Annotated in this window: 19 protein-coding genes and 2 tRNA genes; 6 read left to right on the top strand and 15 right to left on the bottom strand. The window is 66.9% G+C overall.

All coding sequences use genetic code 11. The features are described 5' to 3' along the window. Both GTZ97_RS04560 and GTZ97_RS04555 read right to left on the bottom strand, forming a co-directional pair. Entirely contained in the window at nt 1-1080 is a 1080-nt protein-coding gene (locus GTZ97_RS04560; RefSeq protein WP_161649338.1) for an AI-2E family transporter, read from the bottom strand. Nucleotides 1081-1131: 51 nt separating this feature from the next. After that, on the bottom strand, nt 1132-1881 hold the full coding sequence (locus GTZ97_RS04555) for a hypothetical protein (RefSeq protein WP_161649337.1): 750 nt from the start codon (nt 1879-1881) through the stop codon (nt 1132-1134). A gap of 156 nt (nt 1882-2037) precedes the next feature. On the opposite strand from GTZ97_RS04555, the gene plsY reads away from it, so the two are divergent. Continuing rightward, a complete protein-coding gene (gene plsY, locus GTZ97_RS04550) occupies nt 2038-2655 on the top strand; it encodes a glycerol-3-phosphate 1-O-acyltransferase PlsY (protein ID WP_330863548.1) in 618 nt (205 codons plus the stop codon). A gap of 12 nt (nt 2656-2667) precedes the next feature. Next, nucleotides 2668-3063 carry a glutaredoxin family protein gene (locus GTZ97_RS04545; RefSeq protein WP_161649336.1) on the top strand — a complete coding sequence of 132 codons (396 nt, stop codon included), beginning with the start codon at nt 2668-2670 and terminating at the stop codon, nt 3061-3063. Here GTZ97_RS04545 and GTZ97_RS04540 read toward each other — a convergent pair. The 4 genes from GTZ97_RS04540 to dcd all read right to left on the bottom strand — a co-directional run bounded on the left by GTZ97_RS04540 (nt 3024) and on the right by dcd (nt 5831). After that, nucleotides 3024-3650 carry an L-threonylcarbamoyladenylate synthase gene (locus GTZ97_RS04540; protein ID WP_161649335.1) on the bottom strand — a complete coding sequence of 209 codons (627 nt, stop codon included), beginning with the start codon at nt 3648-3650 and terminating at the stop codon, nt 3024-3026. The genes GTZ97_RS04545 and GTZ97_RS04540 overlap by 40 nt on opposite strands. 36 nt (nt 3651-3686) lie before the next feature. Beyond that, on the bottom strand, nt 3687-4544 hold the full coding sequence (locus GTZ97_RS04535; RefSeq protein ID WP_161649334.1) for a 3',5'-nucleoside bisphosphate phosphatase: 858 nt from the start codon (nt 4542-4544) through the stop codon (nt 3687-3689). A 42-nt stretch (nt 4545-4586) separates the two neighbouring features. Next, a complete protein-coding gene (locus GTZ97_RS04530) occupies nt 4587-4982 on the bottom strand; it encodes an iron chaperone (protein ID WP_161649333.1) in 396 nt (131 codons plus the stop codon). Between the two features lie 279 nt (nt 4983-5261). Continuing rightward, the gene (gene dcd, locus GTZ97_RS04525) at nt 5262-5831 is read right to left on the bottom strand and encodes a dCTP deaminase (RefSeq protein ID WP_161649332.1); all 570 of its coding nucleotides are present in this window, start codon (nt 5829-5831) and stop codon (nt 5262-5264) included. Between the two features lie 58 nt (nt 5832-5889). Here dcd and ybiB point away from each other — a divergent pair, with 58 nt between their 5' ends. Both ybiB and GTZ97_RS04515 read left to right on the top strand, forming a co-directional pair. Beyond that, entirely contained in the window at nt 5890-6885 is a 996-nt protein-coding gene (gene ybiB / locus GTZ97_RS04520; protein WP_161649331.1) for a DNA-binding protein YbiB, read from the top strand. 93 nt (nt 6886-6978) lie between these two features. Continuing rightward, nucleotides 6979-7614, top strand: coding sequence for a DUF2314 domain-containing protein (locus GTZ97_RS04515; protein WP_161649330.1), 636 nt, complete (start codon nt 6979-6981; stop codon nt 7612-7614). 9 nt (nt 7615-7623) lie between these two features. Here GTZ97_RS04515 and GTZ97_RS04510 read toward each other — a convergent pair whose 3' ends face one another. Beyond that, a complete protein-coding gene (locus tag GTZ97_RS04510) occupies nt 7624-11244 on the bottom strand; it encodes an indolepyruvate ferredoxin oxidoreductase family protein (protein ID WP_161649329.1) in 3621 nt (1206 codons plus the stop codon). Nucleotides 11245-11573: 329 nt separating this feature from the next. On the opposite strand from GTZ97_RS04510, the gene GTZ97_RS04505 reads away from it, so the two are divergent. After that, nucleotides 11574-12860 carry an O-acetylhomoserine aminocarboxypropyltransferase/cysteine synthase family protein gene (locus GTZ97_RS04505; protein WP_161649328.1) on the top strand — a complete coding sequence of 429 codons (1287 nt, stop codon included), beginning with the start codon at nt 11574-11576 and terminating at the stop codon, nt 12858-12860. Nucleotides 12861-12890: 30 nt separating this feature from the next. On the opposite strand, the gene GTZ97_RS04500 is transcribed toward GTZ97_RS04505, so the two are convergent. The 3 genes from GTZ97_RS04500 to GTZ97_RS04490 form a co-directional block, all read right to left on the bottom strand. Next, on the bottom strand, nt 12891-13307 hold the full coding sequence (locus GTZ97_RS04500) for a YeeE/YedE family protein (RefSeq protein WP_161649327.1): 417 nt from the start codon (nt 13305-13307) through the stop codon (nt 12891-12893). An 11-nt stretch (nt 13308-13318) separates the two neighbouring features. Beyond that, on the bottom strand, nt 13319-13753 hold the full coding sequence (locus GTZ97_RS04495; RefSeq protein ID WP_161649326.1) for a YeeE/YedE family protein: 435 nt from the start codon (nt 13751-13753) through the stop codon (nt 13319-13321). A 123-nt stretch (nt 13754-13876) separates the two neighbouring features. Further along, nucleotides 13877-14242: a RidA family protein gene (locus GTZ97_RS04490; RefSeq protein WP_161649325.1), complete on the bottom strand. Its 366-nt coding sequence runs from the start codon at nt 14240-14242 to the stop codon at nt 13877-13879. 185 nt (nt 14243-14427) lie between these two features. Here GTZ97_RS04490 and ada point away from each other — a divergent pair, with 185 nt between their 5' ends. Beyond that, nucleotides 14428-15321: a bifunctional DNA-binding transcriptional regulator/O6-methylguanine-DNA methyltransferase Ada gene (gene ada, locus GTZ97_RS04485; RefSeq protein ID WP_161649324.1), complete on the top strand. Its 894-nt coding sequence runs from the start codon at nt 14428-14430 to the stop codon at nt 15319-15321. 44 nt (nt 15322-15365) lie between these two features. On the opposite strand, the gene GTZ97_RS04480 is transcribed toward ada, so the two are convergent. The 5 genes from GTZ97_RS04480 to GTZ97_RS04460 all read right to left on the bottom strand — a co-directional run bounded on the left by GTZ97_RS04480 (nt 15366) and on the right by GTZ97_RS04460 (nt 18847). Then, a tRNA-His gene (locus GTZ97_RS04480) sits at nt 15366-15441 on the bottom strand. Between the two features lie 30 nt (nt 15442-15471). Further along, nucleotides 15472-17427, bottom strand: a complete 1956-nt coding sequence (locus GTZ97_RS04475; protein ID WP_161649323.1) for a peptidylprolyl isomerase — start codon at nt 17425-17427, stop codon at nt 15472-15474. A 151-nt stretch (nt 17428-17578) separates the two neighbouring features. Beyond that, a tRNA-Val gene (locus tag GTZ97_RS04470) sits at nt 17579-17654 on the bottom strand. Nucleotides 17655-17714: 60 nt separating this feature from the next. After that, the gene (gene pgsA / locus GTZ97_RS04465; protein ID WP_161649322.1) at nt 17715-18281 is read right to left on the bottom strand and encodes a CDP-diacylglycerol--glycerol-3-phosphate 3-phosphatidyltransferase; all 567 of its coding nucleotides are present in this window, start codon (nt 18279-18281) and stop codon (nt 17715-17717) included. A 29-nt stretch (nt 18282-18310) separates the two neighbouring features. After that, nucleotides 18311-18847, bottom strand: coding sequence for a hypothetical protein (locus GTZ97_RS04460; RefSeq protein ID WP_161649321.1), 537 nt, complete (start codon nt 18845-18847; stop codon nt 18311-18313). Nucleotides 18848-18859 lie beyond the last annotated feature (12 nt).

Raw genomic sequence — 18859 nt, 5'->3', positions numbered from 1 at the left:
TCAGTCGCTCAAGTAGTAGCGGCTGCCTTGCCAGACCCGCACGGCATGACGCGCCAGGATCGTGAACAACGCGGTACAAGGCAAGGCGATCAGCAAGCCCCAGAAACCCAGCCATTGCCCGAACAGCATCAGTGCCAGGATCACGCCCAGCGGATGCAGCCCGATGCGCTCGCCCACCAGACGGGGGGTCAGGAAGAAGCTTTCGACGGCCTGGCCGATCCCGTAGATCACGGTGATGACCGCGATGGGGTAGACCCAGCCGGCCTCGGTCGGCGCGAACTGCACCACGCCGGCCAGCAGCGCCAGCACAAGCCCCAGGCCGAAGCCGACGTAGGGAATGCACACGGCCAGCCCGGTGAACACGCCGATGGGCAAGGCAAGCGAAAAGCCCGCCAACCCGAGACCCACGCTGTAATACACCGCCAGGATCAGCATCACGATGAGCTGACCGCGCAGGTACTGCCCCATCAATTCATCGATCTCGCCCACCAGTCCGTCAAGGGCATGGCGCCAGCGAACAGGCAGCAACATGCGGGCGCGCTCCGTGAGATGAGGCCAATCCAGCATGAAGTAGAACGCCAGCATCGGCACCAGCACCGCCAGGCCCACCAGCATGATCAGGTTGCTGCCCCCCACCACCAGAGAGCGCCACAACGCACCGCTCCATTGCGGCACATGGTTCTGCAACAGGTTGGTGAGTTCAGTGCGCCATTCGTCGACACTTTCCGGGACGTGGATGCCCCATTGGGCGAACCATGGCATGACGTCACGCCAGATCTGCACCGCCAGATCTGGCAGGCGATTGCGCAGCAGCGGCACCAACTCGGAGACGATGGGCACGAGCAGCACGACGAGCGTGGCGCCAAGAACGGCAACCATCAGCAGGCACAGCGTGATGGCCAGCGGCAACGGCATACGCCAAGCTACCAGCCGGACCACCAGGGGGCGCAGCACATAGGCCAGCACGGTGGCCAGAATGAACGGCGCCAGGACTGCCGCGTGGTACCAGACCAGTACCAGCATCAATGCCAGCACGGCCGCGGGCTTCCAGCCCATGGATCGGATGAATCGTGAACTCATGTGGGACCGATTCTATCGGCCCCACCGGGCCCGCACACGCAGGTGTCGGCCTCAGGGGCGGCCCGTTCCATAAACCGACCGACGCGCAGCCTCAAGCGCCTCTTCGAGCTGCGCGTGGTTGCGCTGGCTCTCGGGACGCGCCTGGTAGTCGGCCACAATGGCCGCCTCGCGGCGCTTGTACTCAGCCAGCAAGGCCGCCTCGCGGGCCTGCTGTTCGGCGTCCGGCTTGGGTGCAGCCTCGGCGAGCTCGGCCTGGAGCCGCTCCAGGCGCTGTTTGCGGGCCTGCTCATCGGGCTCGATGTCGACCAGCAATGCGGTCTGCAGCAGCATGGCTTCGCCCATGCCGATCTCGCCCTGCCGCACTCGCTCGGGCACGCCCTCGATCAACTGCTGCGCCAGCGCATGGCGGGCGCGCGCATCAGGGCTGTCCTGCAGGCTCTGCCACCGCTCGAAGCTGCGCTGGAAACGTAGATAGGCCACCACGCGAGCCAGCTCACGCTCGGGGTTGTCCGTTCGGGACATGGCCTCCTTCAAAGCAGCCCATTCAGGCTCGGTGAAGTCCGATGGACGAGGACCGCCCAGGGTGGGCGCTGGCAAGGGCGTCAGTGCACCGCCGCCGTCCAATGGCTGGATGGCGCCCCCGCTGGACGCGCTCCCAGCGGCCGCGCGCGCATCCGCCTGCTGGCCGGGCAAACGCATCTGCCACCACCAGAAGGCCGCGCCTGCCAGCACACCGACCAGCGGCACCCACAGCCAGCCGCGCTTCCACATGCTTGAGCTCGAACGGTCGTAGGTGATCATGGTCGGTCCCGGGTTGCGCCTCTTGAATGGGCGGCATTGTGCGGAGCACCACGCGTTCCCCGACGTGGGATAAACCCGCCCGACGTGCCGCCGACCGGCCTGCCACGGCGCAGGCACTAAACTGGCGGGTTTGTTGCGTCAGCCATCTTTTGCCTCGTGAACCCGAATGCCTTGCCCCTGCCCGCCCTGGCTGCCATTGGCGCCTTGGCAGCCTACCTGATCGGATCCCTCTCTTTTGCGGTGATCGTCAGCCGACTCTTCGGTCTCGACGACCCCCGCACTTACGGGTCGGGCAACCCCGGAGCCACAAACGTGCTGCGCTCCGGGCACAAGGGGGCCGCCATCCTGACACTGGTGTTCGATGCCCTCAAGGGTTATGTGCCGGTGGCCGCGGTGGTGGCCCTGGGCTGGCCGGCACCCGCTGTGGCCGCGGTGGGCCTGGGCGCCTTCATTGGCCACCTGTGGCCGGTCTTCTTCCGTTTTGAGGGCGGCAAGGGCGTCGCCACCGCCGCCGGCGTGCTGCTGGGCTTTGCGCCCGCGCTGGGCGGCGCGGTGTTGCTGGTGTGGCTGACGATGGCCGCTGTGTTCCGCTATTCGTCGCTGGCTGCACTGACGGCCTCGCTGGCCGCACCGTTGCTGGAAGCGTGGTTCCATGGGTTGGGCATGATGACGGGCGCCGTGGCCTTGATGAGCGCCTTGCTGATCTGGCGCCATGCCGCCAACATCCGTAAGCTGCTGGCCGGGCAGGAAAGCAAGATCGGCCAGAAGGCCTGATACCGTCGCCCCATGACACCGCAGCCCGTTCGCACCCGATCCTGGCTGAGCCTCGCGCTCATCCTGGCCGTGGTCGTGGGCGGGCAGCAGGCATGGTCATGGTGGCGCAATACGCAGGCTGCCGAGCAGGTGCGCACGCTCAGCCAGACAGGCTCGGTGCTGATGTTCACGACCGACACCTGCCCTTACTGCGCCAAGGCTCGCGCCTGGCTGAATGGCAACGAAGCGCACTGGCGCGAGTGCAACATCGACCGCGAGCCGGCCTGCCGCCGCCTGTTTGAAGCCCAGGGCTCGCCAGGCGTGCCGCTGATGCGGGTCAACGGCCAGTGGCGCCTGGGATTCGACCCGGTATGGGTCGGCCAGGCGCTTCAGTCCAGCCCCAGCGGCTCGAGTTCGCCGCGCCCCTGACGCACCACGGTCACGCCGCCATCGCTCATGTCGATCACCGTCGTGGGTGACATCGGACACGGCCCGGCGTCGATCACCGCCTGGACTTGCTTTTCCAGCCTGGCGCGGATCTCGGCCGCATCGTTCAGTGCCTCTTCGTCGCCCGGCAGGATCAGCGTCGTGGCCAGCAGGGGCTGAGCATGCTCGGCCAGCAGGGCCTGGGCGGTGCGGTGATCTGGCACACGCAGGCCGATGGTGCGGCGCGATGGGTGTGAGACCCGCCGCGGCACCTCCTTGGTGGCCGGCAGGATGAAGGTGTACGGACCGGGCGTGGCCAGCTTGAGCAGGCGGTATTGCTGGTTGTCGACACGCGCGTAATTGGCCAGTTCGGACAGATCGCGACACAGCAGCGTCAGATGATGACGCTCGTCGACGCCGCGCAAACGACGCAGGCGGTCGACGGCAGCCTTGTCATCCAGGTGGCACACCAGCGCATAGCTGGAATCGGTGGGCAAGGCGACGACGCCGCCTGCCCGCAGAATGTCTGCGGCCTGCTTAAGCAAGCGCAGTTGGGGGTGTTCGGGATGAACTTCGAAGTATTGGGCCATGCTCCGAGGTTACCGCGCGTCGGCGCGGCATCGGCATTACGCCCGAATGACCTTGTCGGCCAATGCTTCCCAGATGGGGGTGACCGAACCAGGAAGATCGGGCAAGGTGCCCAGGTCAGTGTGGCTTTCCGCCGGGTCGTGAAAATCCGACCCGCGAGAGGCCAGCAGGTCAAACTCGCGTGCCATGTCGGCATAGCGCTGGTACTCGGCCACCGTATGGCTGCCCGTTACCACCTCGACACCCACGCCACCCAAAGCCTTGAAATCGGTGAACAGGGCATACTCTTCATTGGGCGAAAAGTCGTAGCGTGCGGGATGGGCAATCACCGCCACACCACCTGCGCCGCGGATCCAAGCCACGGCATCGGCCAACCGCGCCCAGCGGTGCTCCACGTAACCAGGCTTGCCTTCGGTGAGGTAGCGGCGAAACACCTCATGCGTTTCGCTGCAGATGCCTTGTTCGACCAGAAAGCGCGCGAAGTGCGTGCGCGAGATCAGGTCCGGGTTGCCCACGTACTTGAGCGCCCCCTCGAATGCGCCCGGAATGCCTACCCGGGCCAGGTCGTCGGCCATGTCACGGGCGCGCCGCTCGCGGCCCCCACGTGTATCGGCCAGGCCACGCGTCAACTCCGCATGCTCGGCATCGAAACCCAGGCCCACGATGTGGACGGTCTGCCCTGCGAACGTCACCGAGATCTCGACGCCCGTCAGGTAATCCATGCCCAGCGCCAGGGCGGCTTCGCACGCGCGCGCCTGCCCGCCGACCTCGTCATGATCGGTCAGCGCCCACAGCGCCACACCGTTTGCATGCGCGCGCGCCGCCACCTGCTCAGGGCTCAGCGTGCCATCTGAAACCGTGGAATGCGAGTGGAGGTCGGCGTTGAGCAAATGCATGTGAAGATCGTAGCGCGACGCCTGCGCCTTGTCACAAGAGGGTCATCCGCCCCAGCGCGGCGCATGTCGGCGGCTCGATGCCCAGGCCTGTACGCTGGCGAGTGCCAGCTCGCGAATCAGTTGCTCGTTGACCGGCTGGCGGTAGCGCATCTTGATGTGGCGCATGCCCTTGCCTGCACCTTCCAGCTCGGGAAACTCTGCCACGAGCATCACGCCGTTGAATACCTGGACGTGGGCGTTGACCTTGTGCAGTACGACAGCCAGCAGGTTGTCGCCATCGTTGAGATAACAGAGGTTGCCCCACTTCACTTCCGGACGCAGCTGGGGGGCGGCAGCCAGGATAGCGCGATGGATGGTCTGGGCCGTCTCGCTTTGGTCGGGGCGCAGGCTGTCAAAAAACGCGTTGACGAGCGCGGGGGATTGAAGAGGTCGGCGCATAAGGCGGGAAAGCCCACTCAAAAAGGTACTACGACGATGACACCGGTGCGCCCTGCCCCCTCCCTGGCTTCCTCACGGACGCCTGCGGGCACGCACGAGCCCTGCAACCACCTGCATTGTTGTGTTTGATGCGACGTTGCCCGGCGGGTTCCTTGCAGCGTCACAAGCGGTGGTCAAGCAGGCGCAATCGTTCCTGATGTCAGCCGGCAATTGTAACGGACTGCAAGCAACGCCGCAGCGCGGTGGCCCACGTCTGAGTGAGTTTTCGACGCAACTGCCTCAGGTTTTAGGCAGCGTGACGCCCCGCTGGCCCTGATATTTGCCACCTCGATCACGGTAACTGACTTCGCACACTTCATCACTCTCGAAGAACAGCACCTGCGCACAGCCTTCGCCCGCGTAGATCTTGGCCGGCAACGGCGTGGTATTGCTGAATTCGAGCGTGACGTAGCCTTCCCATTCTGGCTCGAACGGCGTCACGTTGACGATGATGCCGCAGCGCGCGTAGGTGCTCTTGCCCAGGCAGATGGTCAGGACGGTGCGGGGGATGCGGAAGTACTCCACCGTGCGCGCCAGCGCAAAGCTGTTGGGGGGGATGATGCAGACGTCGCCCTTGAAATCCACAAAGCTCTTCTCGTCGAAGTTCTTCGGGTCGACGATGGTCGAGTTGATGTTGGTGAAGATCTTGAACTCGTCGGCACACCGGATGTCGTAGCCGTAGCTGCTGGTGCCGTAGCTGACGATGCGCGACCCGTCTGAGGCGGCACGGACCTGTCCCGGCTCGAACGGTTCGATCATGCCGTGCTCCTCGGCCATGCGACGGATCCAGCGGTCGGACTTGATGCTCATGGATGCTCCTGTGTGACAGGCGTGATTGTGCGCGATTGCCGCCGGAGATAATGCGGACATGAGCATCGCTGCCTACATCAAAGAGATTGGCCGAGGCAAGGACGGTGCCCGCCCGCTGAACGCCGAACAAGCGCAAGATCTCCTCAGCCAGGTGCTGGACGGTCAGGTGACCGACCTGGAAGTAGGCGCCTTTTGCCTGGCCATGCGGATCAAGGGCGAAACCGTGCCGGAGCTGGACGGATTCGTGCGCGCGACGCTGGCCCGCTGCCTGCCGGTGCACCAGGCCACCCCGGCGGCGACCAAGGGCGTGGTGGTGCTGCCCTCTTACAACGGCGCCCGCAAGCTGCCCAACCTCACCGCCCTGCTGGCTGCGCTGCTTGCACGCGAAGGCGTGGCCGTGCTGGTACACGGCCCAGAGCGTGACCCTACGCGCGTCACCACCGCACAGGTGTTCGAGGCGCTGGGCTGGGGCCTTGCCCGCACGGTGGCCGATCTGGCCGCGACCTGGGCCGCAGGGCGCCCCGCCTTCATGCCCGTGGCCAGCCTCTGCCCCGGCTTGGCTCGGCTGCTCGATGTGCGCTGGACGGTGGGGCTGCGCAACCCAGGGCATACGGTGGCCAAACTGCTGGATCCGTTCGCGGGGGCCGGCGGTAGCGGCGACAGCGCCGTCCGCCTGGTGCCCGTGCCCAGCCTGCGGGTGGTCAACCACACCCACCCTGAGTACGCGCATTCGCTGACGGCCTACCTGCAGCACGCGGCCGCCGATGCGCTGCTGATGCGTGGCACCGAAGGCGAGCCGGTGGCAGATGCGCGCCGACAACCCCGGTTCGACGCCTTTGTTCAGGGCGCCAGGCACGACACACTCAGCCGGGCCCAGATCGATGGCGTGTTGACCAGTCTGCCGGCCCTGCCGGACGACGCCCAGCCGGGCACCACTGCAACGTGGATCCAACGCGCGCTGGCGGGCGACGTGTCCATTCCCGACGCCATCCTGGCCCAACGCGACTGCCTGCTGGCCATGCTGGCGCTCTCGGACGGGCGGGCCAAGACCTAGCGCTAACCCCGAGCGTGTGGCGGGCACTTTTTCCTGCACACTCGGTCGCACCATCATCTCGGCTTCACACGCGGCATGCCGCGGCCATCGTCCATGTTCCTGCGATTCGCTCAACCGGCGCTGCTTGCCGGTCTCGCCTTTATCCTGTCCGGCCCGGCTGCTGTGCTGGCCCAGTCGACTAATGCATCCCCCGCTGCAGCCCCCTCGCCTGCCTCGAAGGCCTCAGGGCCGGCTGCCAGCCGTCAGGCCACGCCAGCCAGGACAGCGCCAGCCAGCAAGAAGGCCGATGAGAAGATGGAGGTCGTGGACTTCAAGGCTGACGACCCCGCCATGCGCAGCGCCTTCATTCAGGCCCAGCGCACGCTGGAAGACTTTCTGCGGGCCGCCTCCGGCAACAAGCCGCACATCGATTCCATCGGGGTGCGCGTTCGACTGAAGGAAGGCGAACGCGTCGAGTACCTGTGGGTCATGCCGGTTGAAACGGCCGACGGGCGCCAGTTCAGAGGCGTCGTCAATGATGTACCCCGCGTGCTGCGGCGAACCACGTTCTCGCAGCAGGTCAGCTTTCCCCGCAGCGACATCGTAGACTGGATGTACTACGACAAGCAGACCAAGGTCATGCACGGTCATTTCACGACCTGCGTGCTGATGAAGGACGCGCCGGCCAACGAAGTGGCCGAGGTCAAGAAGCGCTACGGCCTGGATTGCCAACGCAACACCAAGCGCTGACCGCTTGCCTCACTCCTCCAGCGGGCCATGAAAGGCCTGCTGCCACAGCGTCTGCCACTGCGCCCGCGCCGATGCGATGGCGGCGTGGCGCACCGGACCGTACCCCCGGATCCCGTCCGGGACGGCGGCCATGCGGCAGGCCAGCGCCAGGTTGCCACGCGTCAGGTGGGGCAACAGGCGGGTCAGCAGCATCTCGTACTCCTGCCACACCGCCCGGTCTTCGCGGCGATCCGCGGTCAGCGCCAGCAGGTCGAGCCATGTGCCACGGATGCGGCGCCCCTTGGCCAGCCACCGCATCAGCGGCTGCGCCCACGGTCCGAAGCGGTGCTTGGCCGGCCGGCCCGCGACCTGCGACGGGCGCCCAGTCAACCACGCCAACGCGCCGCTGAACGCAGGTGGCGCGAAGTGGAAGACCATCTTCCACTCGCCTTCGAACTGCACGGCCACCTGCTCGCGGAAGGACGGTGCCGTCAACAGGCGAGCCACCTCGTACTCGTCCTTGATCGCCATGAGCTTGAACAGGTTGCGCGCCACCTCCCGCGTCAGCCGCTCACCGCCCAGCGGGGCCTCGGCCTGCCGCACGCGCGCCACCCAGTCGGCGTAGTGCTGGGCATAGGCCTCGTCCTGATACTCGCGCAGGTAAGCCACGCGCCGGGCCACCATGGCGTCCAGCTCTTCGCCTGATCCCTGGCCCGACGGCTTGGGCCCGCGGCCGGCCCATTGCACCGGCTGCGCAGGCACGGTCAGACGCGCCACCTGCACCGGGTCGTGCGCAGCCCAGCGCCCCCATGTGAAGGCCGCGAGGTTCTGCCCCACCTTCACGCCGTTGAGCTCGATCGCCTTGTGGATCGAGGCCAGCGCCAGGGGCACCCAGCCCATCTGCCAGGCAAAGCCCAGCATCATGGGGTTGGCGTAGATGGCGTCACCCAGCACCTGCTCGGCCAGGCGCGCGGCGTCCATGCGGCGGATGCGCTCGCGCCCGACCTGTTCGGCCAGCACCTGCTCGCATTCGCCCGATGGGAAACGCCAGTCACGGTCCTTGACCAGAGCGGCCGTGGGCGTCTGGTGGGTGTTGAGGGCCACCCGCGTGCGGCTGGCGTGCATCACAGCCAGCGTGTTGCCGTGGGCGGCCACGATCGGGTCGCAACCCAAAACCAGATCAGCCTCGGCCACGCCCACCTTGGTGGTGCGGATGGCGTCGGGCTGCTCGGCGATCTGGATGTGGCTCCAGGTGGCGCCGCCCTTCTGCGCCAGGCCGGCGGCCTCCTGCGTGACCACGCCCTTGCCCTCTATGTGGGCAGCCATGCCGAGCAACTGCCCGATGGTGATCACGCCCGTGCCACCGATGCCAGCCACCACGATGCCGTAGGCCTGGTCGCAGGCCGGCAGGGCTGGGTGAGGCAGCTCGCCCAGGCTGTCAATGCGCGGCGCACCCGCTTGCGGCGTGGGCGCCTTGAGCCGGCCGCCTTCGATGGTGACGAGCGAGGGGCAGAAGCCCTTCACGCATGACAAGTCCTGGTTGCAGCTGCTCTGGTTGATGCGGCGCTTGCGGCCCAAAGGTGTCTCCACCGTCTCGACGCTCAGGCAATTGGACTGCACCGCGCAGTCGCCACAGCCCTCGCACACCAGCTCGTTGATCACCACCCGCGCGGTGGCCTGCGGCAGCTTGCCGCGCTTGCGGCGCCGACGCTTCTCGGTGGCACAGGTCTGGTCGTAGATCAGCGCCGTGCAGCCGGCTGTGGCGCGCAGCATCTGCTGAACCTCGTCGAGCCGGTCGCGATGAAAGACCGTCACGCCCGGCGCCAGGTCGTCGACCGCGCCGTACTTTTCAGGCGCATCGCTCACCACCACGATTCGGCGGGCGCCCTCGGCATGCAGCTCGCGCGTCATGGCCGCCACCGAGAGGTTGCCGTCGATCGGCTGCCCGCCGGTCATCGCGACCGCGTCGTTGTAGAGGATCTTGTAGGTGATGTTGACCCCGGCCGCAATGGCCTGCCGCACGGCCAGGATGCCCGAGTGGAAGTAAGTGCCATCGCCGAGGTTCACGAAGACGTGCGGCTCGTCCGTGAACGGCGCCTGCCCCACCCAGGTCACCCCCTCGCCGCCCATCTGGCAGACCATGCCCGTGTTGCGGTCCATCCACTGCGCCATGTAGTGGCAACCAATGCCCGCGAGCGCCCGTGAACCCTCGGGCAAGGTGGTGGAGGTGTTGTGCGGGCAACCGCTGCAGAACCAGGGGGCGCGCTCGGCATCGGCGCCACTGCGGGCCAGCGCATGCTCCTTGGCCTCGATCACGCGCAGGCGCTCGGCCACATGCGCGCGCAGGTCGCTGTCCACGCGCTCCAGCAGGCCCAGACGCGCCATGCGCTGGGCCACCGCCTTGGCGATCAATGCGGGGGTTAGGTCCGCCTTGGCCCGCAGCAGCGTGTTGCGCACCGGGTTGGCCATGGACCATTCGCCGCCCGTGAAATCGCCATCGGGCTCGGTGAACTTGCCCAGCACATTGGGCCGCACGTCTTCGCGCCAGTTGTACAGCTCTTCCTTGAGCTGGTACTCGATCATCTGACGCTTTTCCTCGACCACCAGAATCTCTTGCAGCCCGGTGGCAAAGGCACGGGTGATGCTGGCCTCCAGCGGCCAAACCACGCCCACCTTGTGCACGCGCAGGCCGATGCGCCTGCAGGCCTCGTCATCCAGCCCGAGGTCGTGCAGGGCCTGCCGCAGGTCGTTGTAGGCCTTGCCGCTGGCGATGATGCCCAGCCGCGCATCGGGCGAATCGATCACCGTGTGGTTGAGCCGGTTCGCCCGGATGTAGGCCAGTGCGGCATACCACTTGTGGTCCATCAGCCGGGCTTCCTGGGCCAGCGGCGTGTCGGGCCAGCGGATGTGGAGCCCGCCCTCGGGCAGTTCGAACTCGGTCTGATCGGGCAACACGATCTGCACGCGGTCGGGGTCCACACACACGGTGCTGGCAGACTCGACCACCTCCTGGATCGTCTTCATGCCGGCCCACAAGCCCGCATACCGGCTCATCGCATAGGCATGCAGGCCCAGATCCAGAATCTCCTGAACCGACGCCGGGAAGAACACCGGCAGCCCGCAGGCCTTGAAGATGTGGTCGCTCTGATGCGCCAGCGACGAGCTCTTGGCCGCGTGGTCATCGCCCGCCACGGCGATCACGCCACCATGCGGGGCCGTGCCGGCCATGTTGGCATGTTTGAGCACATCGGCACTGCGGTCCACGCCAGGGCCTTTGGCATACCAGAGGCCAAAGACGCCATCAAAGCGATGCGGGCCCGGGGTCAGGCGCAACTGCTGGCTGCCCCAGACGGCGGTGGCGCCCAGCTCTTCATTGACCCCCGGCTGAAACACGATGTGCTGCGCCTGCAGATGGGCCTTGGCCTGCCACAGCGCGTGGTCGTAGCCGCCCAGTGGCGAGCCGCGGTAGCCGCTGATGAAGCCGGCGGTGTTCAGGCCGGCCATGGCGTCACGGGTGCGCTGCAACATGGGCAGCCTGACCAAAGCCTGCACCCCGCTCATGAACGCGAGGCCGCGCTCCAGGGTGTATTTGTCATCCAGCGAGACTGTCGCCAGGGCCTTGAGCACATCGGCGGGCAGGGGTGCGTTCATGTCCAACCTCCTGAGGTCGGCCGCGCGCGCACCACGCCGTCTTGTGAACCGGTGGGCCACACAGCCGCAACCATGACGCCCCCAATCTACGCCAAACCCCCGAGGTATGTCTGCTGGCTTTCACGGGGTCAACAGGGGCTTTCTTTGCCGGAAAGCCGCACCGGCGTGCGTTGCGTCACACCCGCAGCCTGACCGCTTATCCGAATCCCGCTCAAACAAACTCGCATCGGGCATGAAGCGGCACACGTCGATCGGGCTATAACGGCGGGGCCACGCCTGCTGCAGGCGGCCTTTGACCATCAGGCCTTTGACCATCACTGAGGAAGACCATGACGCAAGCCAACTGGAAGTTCGACACCCTGGCCGTGCACGCCGGCTACTCGCCCGACCCGACCACCAAGGCGGTGGCCGTGCCCATCTACCAGACGGTGGCCTACTCGTTCGACAGCGCCCAGCATGGCGCCGACCTGTTCGACCTCAAGGTGCCGGGCAACATCTACACCCGCATCATGAACCCGACGCAGGCCGTGCTGGAGGCCCGCGTGGCGGCGCTCGAAGGCGGCATCGGCGCGCTGGCGCTGGCCTCTGGACAGGCCGCCATCACCTACGCCATCCAGACGATTGCAGAGGCCGGCGACAACATCATCTCGGCCACGGCCCTGTATGGCGGCACCTTCAACCTGTTTGCCCACACCCTACCCCAGTACGGCATCGAGACCCGGTTTGCCGACCACCGCGACCCGGCCAGCTTCGAGCCGCTGATCGACGACCGCACCAAGGCCATCTACGTCGAGTCGCTGGGCAACCCGGCGGGCAACATCACCGACATTGCGCGCATCGCCGAGATCGCCCACCGCCACGGTGTGCCGCTGATCGTGGACAACACCGTGCCCACGCCCTACCTGTGCCGCCCCTTCGACCACGGCGCCGACATCGTCGTGCATTCGCTGACCAAGTACATGGGCGGCCACGGCACCAGCCTGGGCGGCGCCATCGTCGACTCCGGCAAGTTCCCCTGGGCGCAGCACAAGGCCCGCTTCAAGCGGCTGAACGAGCCCGATGTGAGCTACCACGGCGTGGTCTACACCGAAGCGTTGGGCGAGGCCGCCTACATCGGGCGCGCCCGCGTTGTGCCGCTGCGCAACATGGGCGCGGCCATCTCGCCGTTCAACGCCTTCCAGATCATCCAGGGCATCGAGACCTTGGGCCTGCGCATGGACCGCATCTGCGACAACACCCAGAAGGTGGCCCAGCACCTGAAAGCGCATCCACGCGTGTCATGGGTGAACTATGCCGGCCTGCCCGACCACGCCGACCACGCCCTGGCTCAGAAGTACATGGGCGGCCGGGCCTCTGGCCTGCTGACCTTCGGGGTGCCCGGCGGCCGCGAAGGCGGGGCCCGTTTCCTGGATGCGCTGCAGCTGTTCACACGCCTGGTCAACATCGGCGATGTGCGCTCGCTGGCCACCCACCCGGCCTCGACCACCCACCGCCAGCTCTCGGCCGACGAACTGGCGAAAGCCGGTGTCACGGAGGACACGGTGCGCCTGTGCGTGGGCATCGAGCACATCGACGACATCCTTGCCGACATCGAGCAGGCGCTGGCCAAGGTCTGAGGCTTCGCCCCGGCCTGACATCGGCGGGGGTCAGCCGGTCCGGCTCGCCTGCCAGCGTTGCAGCAGGCCGCCGGCCACCATGGCCGGCACGAACCACCACACCTCGTGGTTGCCCAGGGCCAGGGTCGACAAGGCCGGGCCCGGGCAGTATCCCGCCAAGCCCCAGCCGATGCCGAACAACGCGGCGCCGGTCAGCAGCTTGCGGTCGATCGCGCTGGCTGTGGGCAGATGGAAGCAGGCGTCCAGCCAGGGCTTGCCAGCGCGCCAGGCGAGCCGAAAGCCCACAAAGGTCACCAGCACCGCCCCGCCCATCACAAAGGCCAGGCTGGGATCCCAGGTGCCGGCCACATCGAGAAAGTTTTGTACCTTCAGCGGGTCGGTCATGCCCGACACCGCCAGCCCCAGACCGAACAACAGTCCGGCCAGCAAACCCATTACTGCCGTCATCGCTTGCTCCTTCAACCCAGCACATGGCGCACGACGAAGACCGTCAACGCCGCCGTGGCCATGAACGTGCACACCGCAGCCAGCGAGCGCACCGACAGGCGGCTCAGGCCGCACACGCCGTGGCCGCTGGTGCAGCCACTGCCCAGCGCGGTGCCGTAGCCCACCAGCAGCCCCGCCACCACCAGCCACACCGGGTGCAGTTCGCGCGGTGGCACAGCCGACGCGCCCGTGGCGAGGTAGTAGCCGGCCGCGCCCAGCACCATGCCCGCGACAAAGGCCAGCCGCCAACCGCCCACGCGGCCTGCGCGCCAATCGTCGACTAGCGTGTACGTGATGTTGCTGATGCCCGCGATGCGGCCGAGTCCGGCCATCAGCACCACGGCCGCCAGTCCGATCAAGGCACCGCCCAGGGCCGCCGCCTCGGGCGTGAAATTGACGATGTTCATGCACCTGCTCCAAGTTGCGTTGCGCACGCAATATATACCCCATAGGGTATCACAACAAGATCAGATGTGCACGATGGCCCGGGCGCCGGCCGCCTCGCCGGTGCAGGTCAAGCCATCAAAGCGTCAGCCCAGCACGTCAGCGCGCTGCCGCGCGACGACCACCACTTCGATGCGCCAGCGCGGATCCGCCAGACGGGCCTCGACCGTGGCGCGGGGCGGCGTATGGCCAGGCAGCACCCACTGGTCCCATACCGCGTTCATCCGGCCGATCTCCTGAATATCCGCCAGGAAAATCTGGACGCTCAGCAGATGCGCCTTGTCGGAACCACACTCGGCCAGCAGCCGGTCGATGTGACCGAGTACCTCGCGCGTCTGGGTTTCAATGTCGCCGTCGGGATGGTGTTCGGGCACCTGGCCCGCCAGATAGACGGTGCCGCCGGCAATGGCCGCTTCGCTCAGGCGGGAGCCCACATGCAATCGATGGATCATGACTGCAACGATAACGCAGCTAGGCTGCGCCGTGGCACGGCACCTTTGGCTCCACGGCGAGCCCGGCTACGCGTCGCTCCACGGCTGAGCTCAAGGCCGAACACCAAGGCGAGCGCAAGGGCGAGCGCCAGGGCCACCGCAAGAAACGGAGCGTCGGCGCCGCGGCGCCGTGTCAACATGCGGCCATGCACGCCGCTGACCCTTCCGCGCCATCCGCGCCGTCCTCGTCGCCCGACTGCGATCCCAGCCCGCACGCTGCTCTGGTTACCCGCCTGTGCCGCCATATCGAGGCAGCCTCCGCCGCGCCCTCGCTGGCGCAGCTCGCCGAGCTGGCGGGTCTCAGCCCCACCCACCTGTTGCGCGTCTTCAAGGCCGCAACGGGCGTCACGCCCAAGGCCTACGCGGTCGCGCACCGCGCCCGACGCCTGCGTGAAGGCCTGCGCCAGGGCGAGCGCGTCACCGACGCCATGTACGACGCTGGCTTCGGCGCCAGCAGCCGCCTGTACGAAGCCGCCCCGGCGCTGCTCGGCATGACCCCGTCGCGCTTTCGCGCGGGCGGCGCGCACGAGCGCATCCACTTCGCGCTGGGCCGCTGCACGCTGGGTGAACTCCTGGTGGCCGGCACCGAGCGAGGCCTGTGCGCCATCCTGCTGGGCGACGACCCCGATGACTTGCTCAGATCGCTGCAAGACGCTTTCCCCCGTGCCGAGCTGATCGGTGGCGATGCCCCATTCGAGCAATGGGTCGCGCAGGTGGTGGGCTTCGTCGATGCGCCCCAACTGGGGCTGAACCTGCCGCTGGACATCCGCGGCACGGCCTTCCAGCAGCGCGTGTGGCAGGCGCTGCGCGAGATTCCGATCGGCAAGCGCGTCAGCTACGCCGAGCTGGCCCAGCACGTGGGCATGCCCAAGGCCGTGCGCGCGGTCGCCAGCGCCTGCGCAGCCAATACCCTGGCCGTGGCCATTCCCTGCCACCGCGTGGTGCGCACGGACGGCAGCCTCTCAGGCTACCGCTGGGGCGTGGCGCGCAAGCAGGCGCTGCTGACGCTGGAAGCAGACGCCCAAACGAAAAACGCCTGACTTCTTTCGAAATCAGGCGTTCTGGACGCGAGGTCTTTAAGCGGTGGGGTGGCTGATGGGACTCGAACCCACGACGACCAGAATCACAATCTGGGACTCTACCAACTGAGCTACAGCCACCGCAGAAGAGACTGAAAGTATAGCACGCTTTCAGCGCGATGCAGCCTTCTCGCCGGCCTGTTGCGCATCCGCCGACTTGGTGGTGGCGTCCATCACCTTCTTGCCGTCGTTGAAGTAGCGCACCTTGTGCTCGCGCGAGAGGGCGCGGTAGTAGGCATCGGCTTCCGCGCGGGCCCAGTAGGCGCCGAACTGGGTCTGGGTTTCACGCAATTCTTGCGGCGAGACTTCCAGCGGCAGCACCTTGTTGACCTTGAGCACGGCCACACCATCGGCACCCAGGTCGACCACCGACCAGGCTGGCAGGCTGTTGGCCGGCAGGCGCAGCGCCTCGTCCAGCACGGCGGGCGGCTGCGAGAACACGGTGCGGCGCGACATCTGCACCGCTGCGGGCAAGCCCGCCGCATCAGGGTTGGTCTTACCGGCTTCCACGCGCTTGCGTGCGTCGGCGAGAGCCAGCTTGCGGGCCTCGGCAGCCACCCAGCGCTGGGTCAGCTCGGCCTTGACCGCCTCGAAGCTGCGCTTGGCCGCCGGGCGGTACTGCACGATGCGGGCCGACACCATCCGGTTCGGGCCCACCTCGATCGCTTCGGTGTTCCGCCCCTTGCCGCGGTTGGCAGGGTCGAACAGCGATTCCAGCAGGCGACGGTTGGCCAGCGGGCTCTGATCACCGGCAGCCGGCTCGCGCAGCACGCCCTTGGCCGTCTGAACGCTCAGCTTGAGTTCTTCAGCGGCGGGCTTGAGCGAGTCGGACTGCTCGAACACGATGTTGGTGAAGCGCTCGGCCGCATCCACATACTGGCGTTGTGCCAACTGACGACGGGCGTCGTCTTCCAACTCGGCACGCACGGCCTCGAAGGGGCGCACTTCGCCGCCGCGCACACCGGTCAGCTGGATGATGTGGAAGCCGAAATCAGTCTGGATCACCTCGCTGATCTGACCAGGCTTGAGCTGGTACACCGCCGCATCGAAGGCTGGCACCATGTCACCACGTCCAAAGAAATCCAGATCGCCACCGTTGGCGGCTGAGCCGGGGTCGTCCGAGTTCTTGCGGGCCAGTTCGGCAAAGGCATCCGGGTTCTTGCGCACCTCGGCGAGCAGGCCGTCGGCCTTCTTGCGCGCAGCCTGCTTCTGCTCGGCGGTGGCTGACGCCGGCACGGCGATCAGGATGTGGCTGGCGCGACGTTCTTCAGCAGCGGTGTAGCGGGCCTTGTTCTGTTCATACGCGCGGCGCAGGTCGTCTTCCGAGACAGTCACGCCCTTCTTCAGCGCGTCTAGATCCAGCACCACGTACTCGACGTCGGCCTGTTCGGACGCCAACAGCCAGGCCGCATTGGCGGCGTCGTTGTAGAAGGCCTGCAGTTGCGCATCCGTGGGCGCCAGACCGGCGGCATAGCTGGCCGGGTTCAGCAGTTGCCACTGCACCTCGCGAACCTGGAACAAGGCATCCACGGCCATGCGGTTGGAGACCGCCGGCGCGTGGCCCGTGCCCTGCACAGCACCCAGCACCTGACCGAGCACCAGCTCCTGGCGCAGCATGGCCTCAAGACGGGCGGAGGTGATGCCCTGCGCCTCCAGCAGCGCCTTGTTGGGCGTGCCGTCAGGATTGCGCAGCGCCGCAAACTGCGGATCCGTCTGAAAGACGCGCAGCAGACGCGACGGCGCCACGACCAGCCGCTGATCCTGCGCGGCCTGCGCCAGCACGTATTGGCGCACCACGGCCTCCAGCGACTGGCGACGGAACTCGGGGCTGTCCAGCATGGCCAGATCGGCATCGGGCTGCTGGGCACGCGCGCGCTCCACGAGTTGGCGGTGGGCGTTGTCCCATTCGACCTTGGTGATCTTCTGGCGCTTCACGGCGGCGACTTCGCCTTCCTGATCACTGAATCGCGAGTAGCCCTCGAGACCAAACAGGACGAACGACGGAAGAATGAGCAAAACCAGCAGGCCTTGCAGGATGCGGGTGTTGTTGCGAACGAAATCGAACATGGCACGGGGCTGCGCGAGCAACCGACGGTCAGACAAGACAAAGGCGAACCGTGGTTCGCCTGGATGCGAACCATTCTACTCAGGTTTGTTGACGCTTCGCGCGTGTCCCTGGGGGGAAAACCCGTGCGAGGGCCGCCGGGAATCAGAACGGTGGTGGGTGCTGAGGGGTTCGAACCCCCGACCTACGCCTTGTAAGGGCGCCGCTCTACCAACTGAGCTAAGCACCCGTCTGATTTTTGAGAGCCCAGATTGTAGCCGCTGGGAAAGGCCTGCAGCGACAAGTCGCCTCAACGCGCCTTCGCGCGGATGTCAGGTAAGGCCTTTTGCAAGTAGTAGACCATGGACCAGATCGTCAGGCCGCAGGCAGCGTAGATCAGCCACGTGCCCCACTCGCGCGCATGGCCGATGAGAGGCAGCGGCGCGTCGTAGAGCAGCAACACGATGGCGGCCATTTGCGAGGCCGTCTTGAGCTTGCCGAGCATGTGCACGGCCACGCTGCGCGAGGCGCCGATCTGCGCCATCCATTCGCGCAAGGCCGAAATGGCGATCTCGCGGCCGATGATGATGAGCGCCACCAGCGCATTGACACGGTCGAGTTGGAGCAGCACCAGCAGCGAGGCACAGACGAGGAACTTGTCGGCCACCGGGTCGAGAAAGGCGCCAAAGGAAGAAGTCTGGTTCAGTCGCCTGGCCAACCAGCCATCGGCCCAGTCGGTCAAGGCCACCAGCACGAACAGCACACTGGCCACCAGATTGACCTCGGCCATGGGCCAAGGCAGGTAAAACACGCCCACGATCAGCGGAATCGCAACGATCCGCGCCCAGGTGAGCAAGGTGGGCAAGGTCCAGAACATGCCCGCATTGTGCCGTGTTGCGTCAGCCATCAGCGGCGGTCCAGTGTCATGGGCTTGAACTTGCGTTCATCATTGAACAGAAATGTCTCGTTGAAACGCCACGGTTTGGGCAGCCGGGACACATCGCCGAACGGCGCCGCGTTCTGGATGGCCTGGATGGCCATCTGAACGGTCTCGCGCGCCTGACGCGGATAGCGCATCACCTCAACCCGCCGCACGGAGCCATCGGCATTCAGTTCGATCGCCATGACGGGAATGGCCAGCAGCACATCGGGCGTGCGGCTGGCATACGTCATGTGTGGGTTGGCCGCCACGAGGCGCTGCGCAGCCTGCTCGCGCACCTCGGCCCAACTGCGGACGGCTTTCGGCGCCCCCAGCTTGACCGGCCCGGCTGCCCGCTCAGACGCGGGCGATGCGGCGGGGGTGGCCACCTGACCATCGGCCGGCGTGCCGCGCGCTGAGGGCGCCGGTGCGGGCGCCGAAGGCGATGCGCCCGACCCGCCGGTCTGCCCGCCCAGCCAGCCCGCACATCCGCTGAGCACGCAGGCGGTCAGCGCGGCGACCATCGTGCCTAGCCT

The organism is Aquabacterium fontiphilum (assembly GCF_009909205.1).
In the GTDB taxonomy this organism is placed as follows: Bacteria; Pseudomonadota; Gammaproteobacteria; order Burkholderiales; family Burkholderiaceae_C; genus Aquabacterium; species Aquabacterium fontiphilum.
This window is presented reverse-complemented; position numbering and strand designations above follow the sequence as displayed.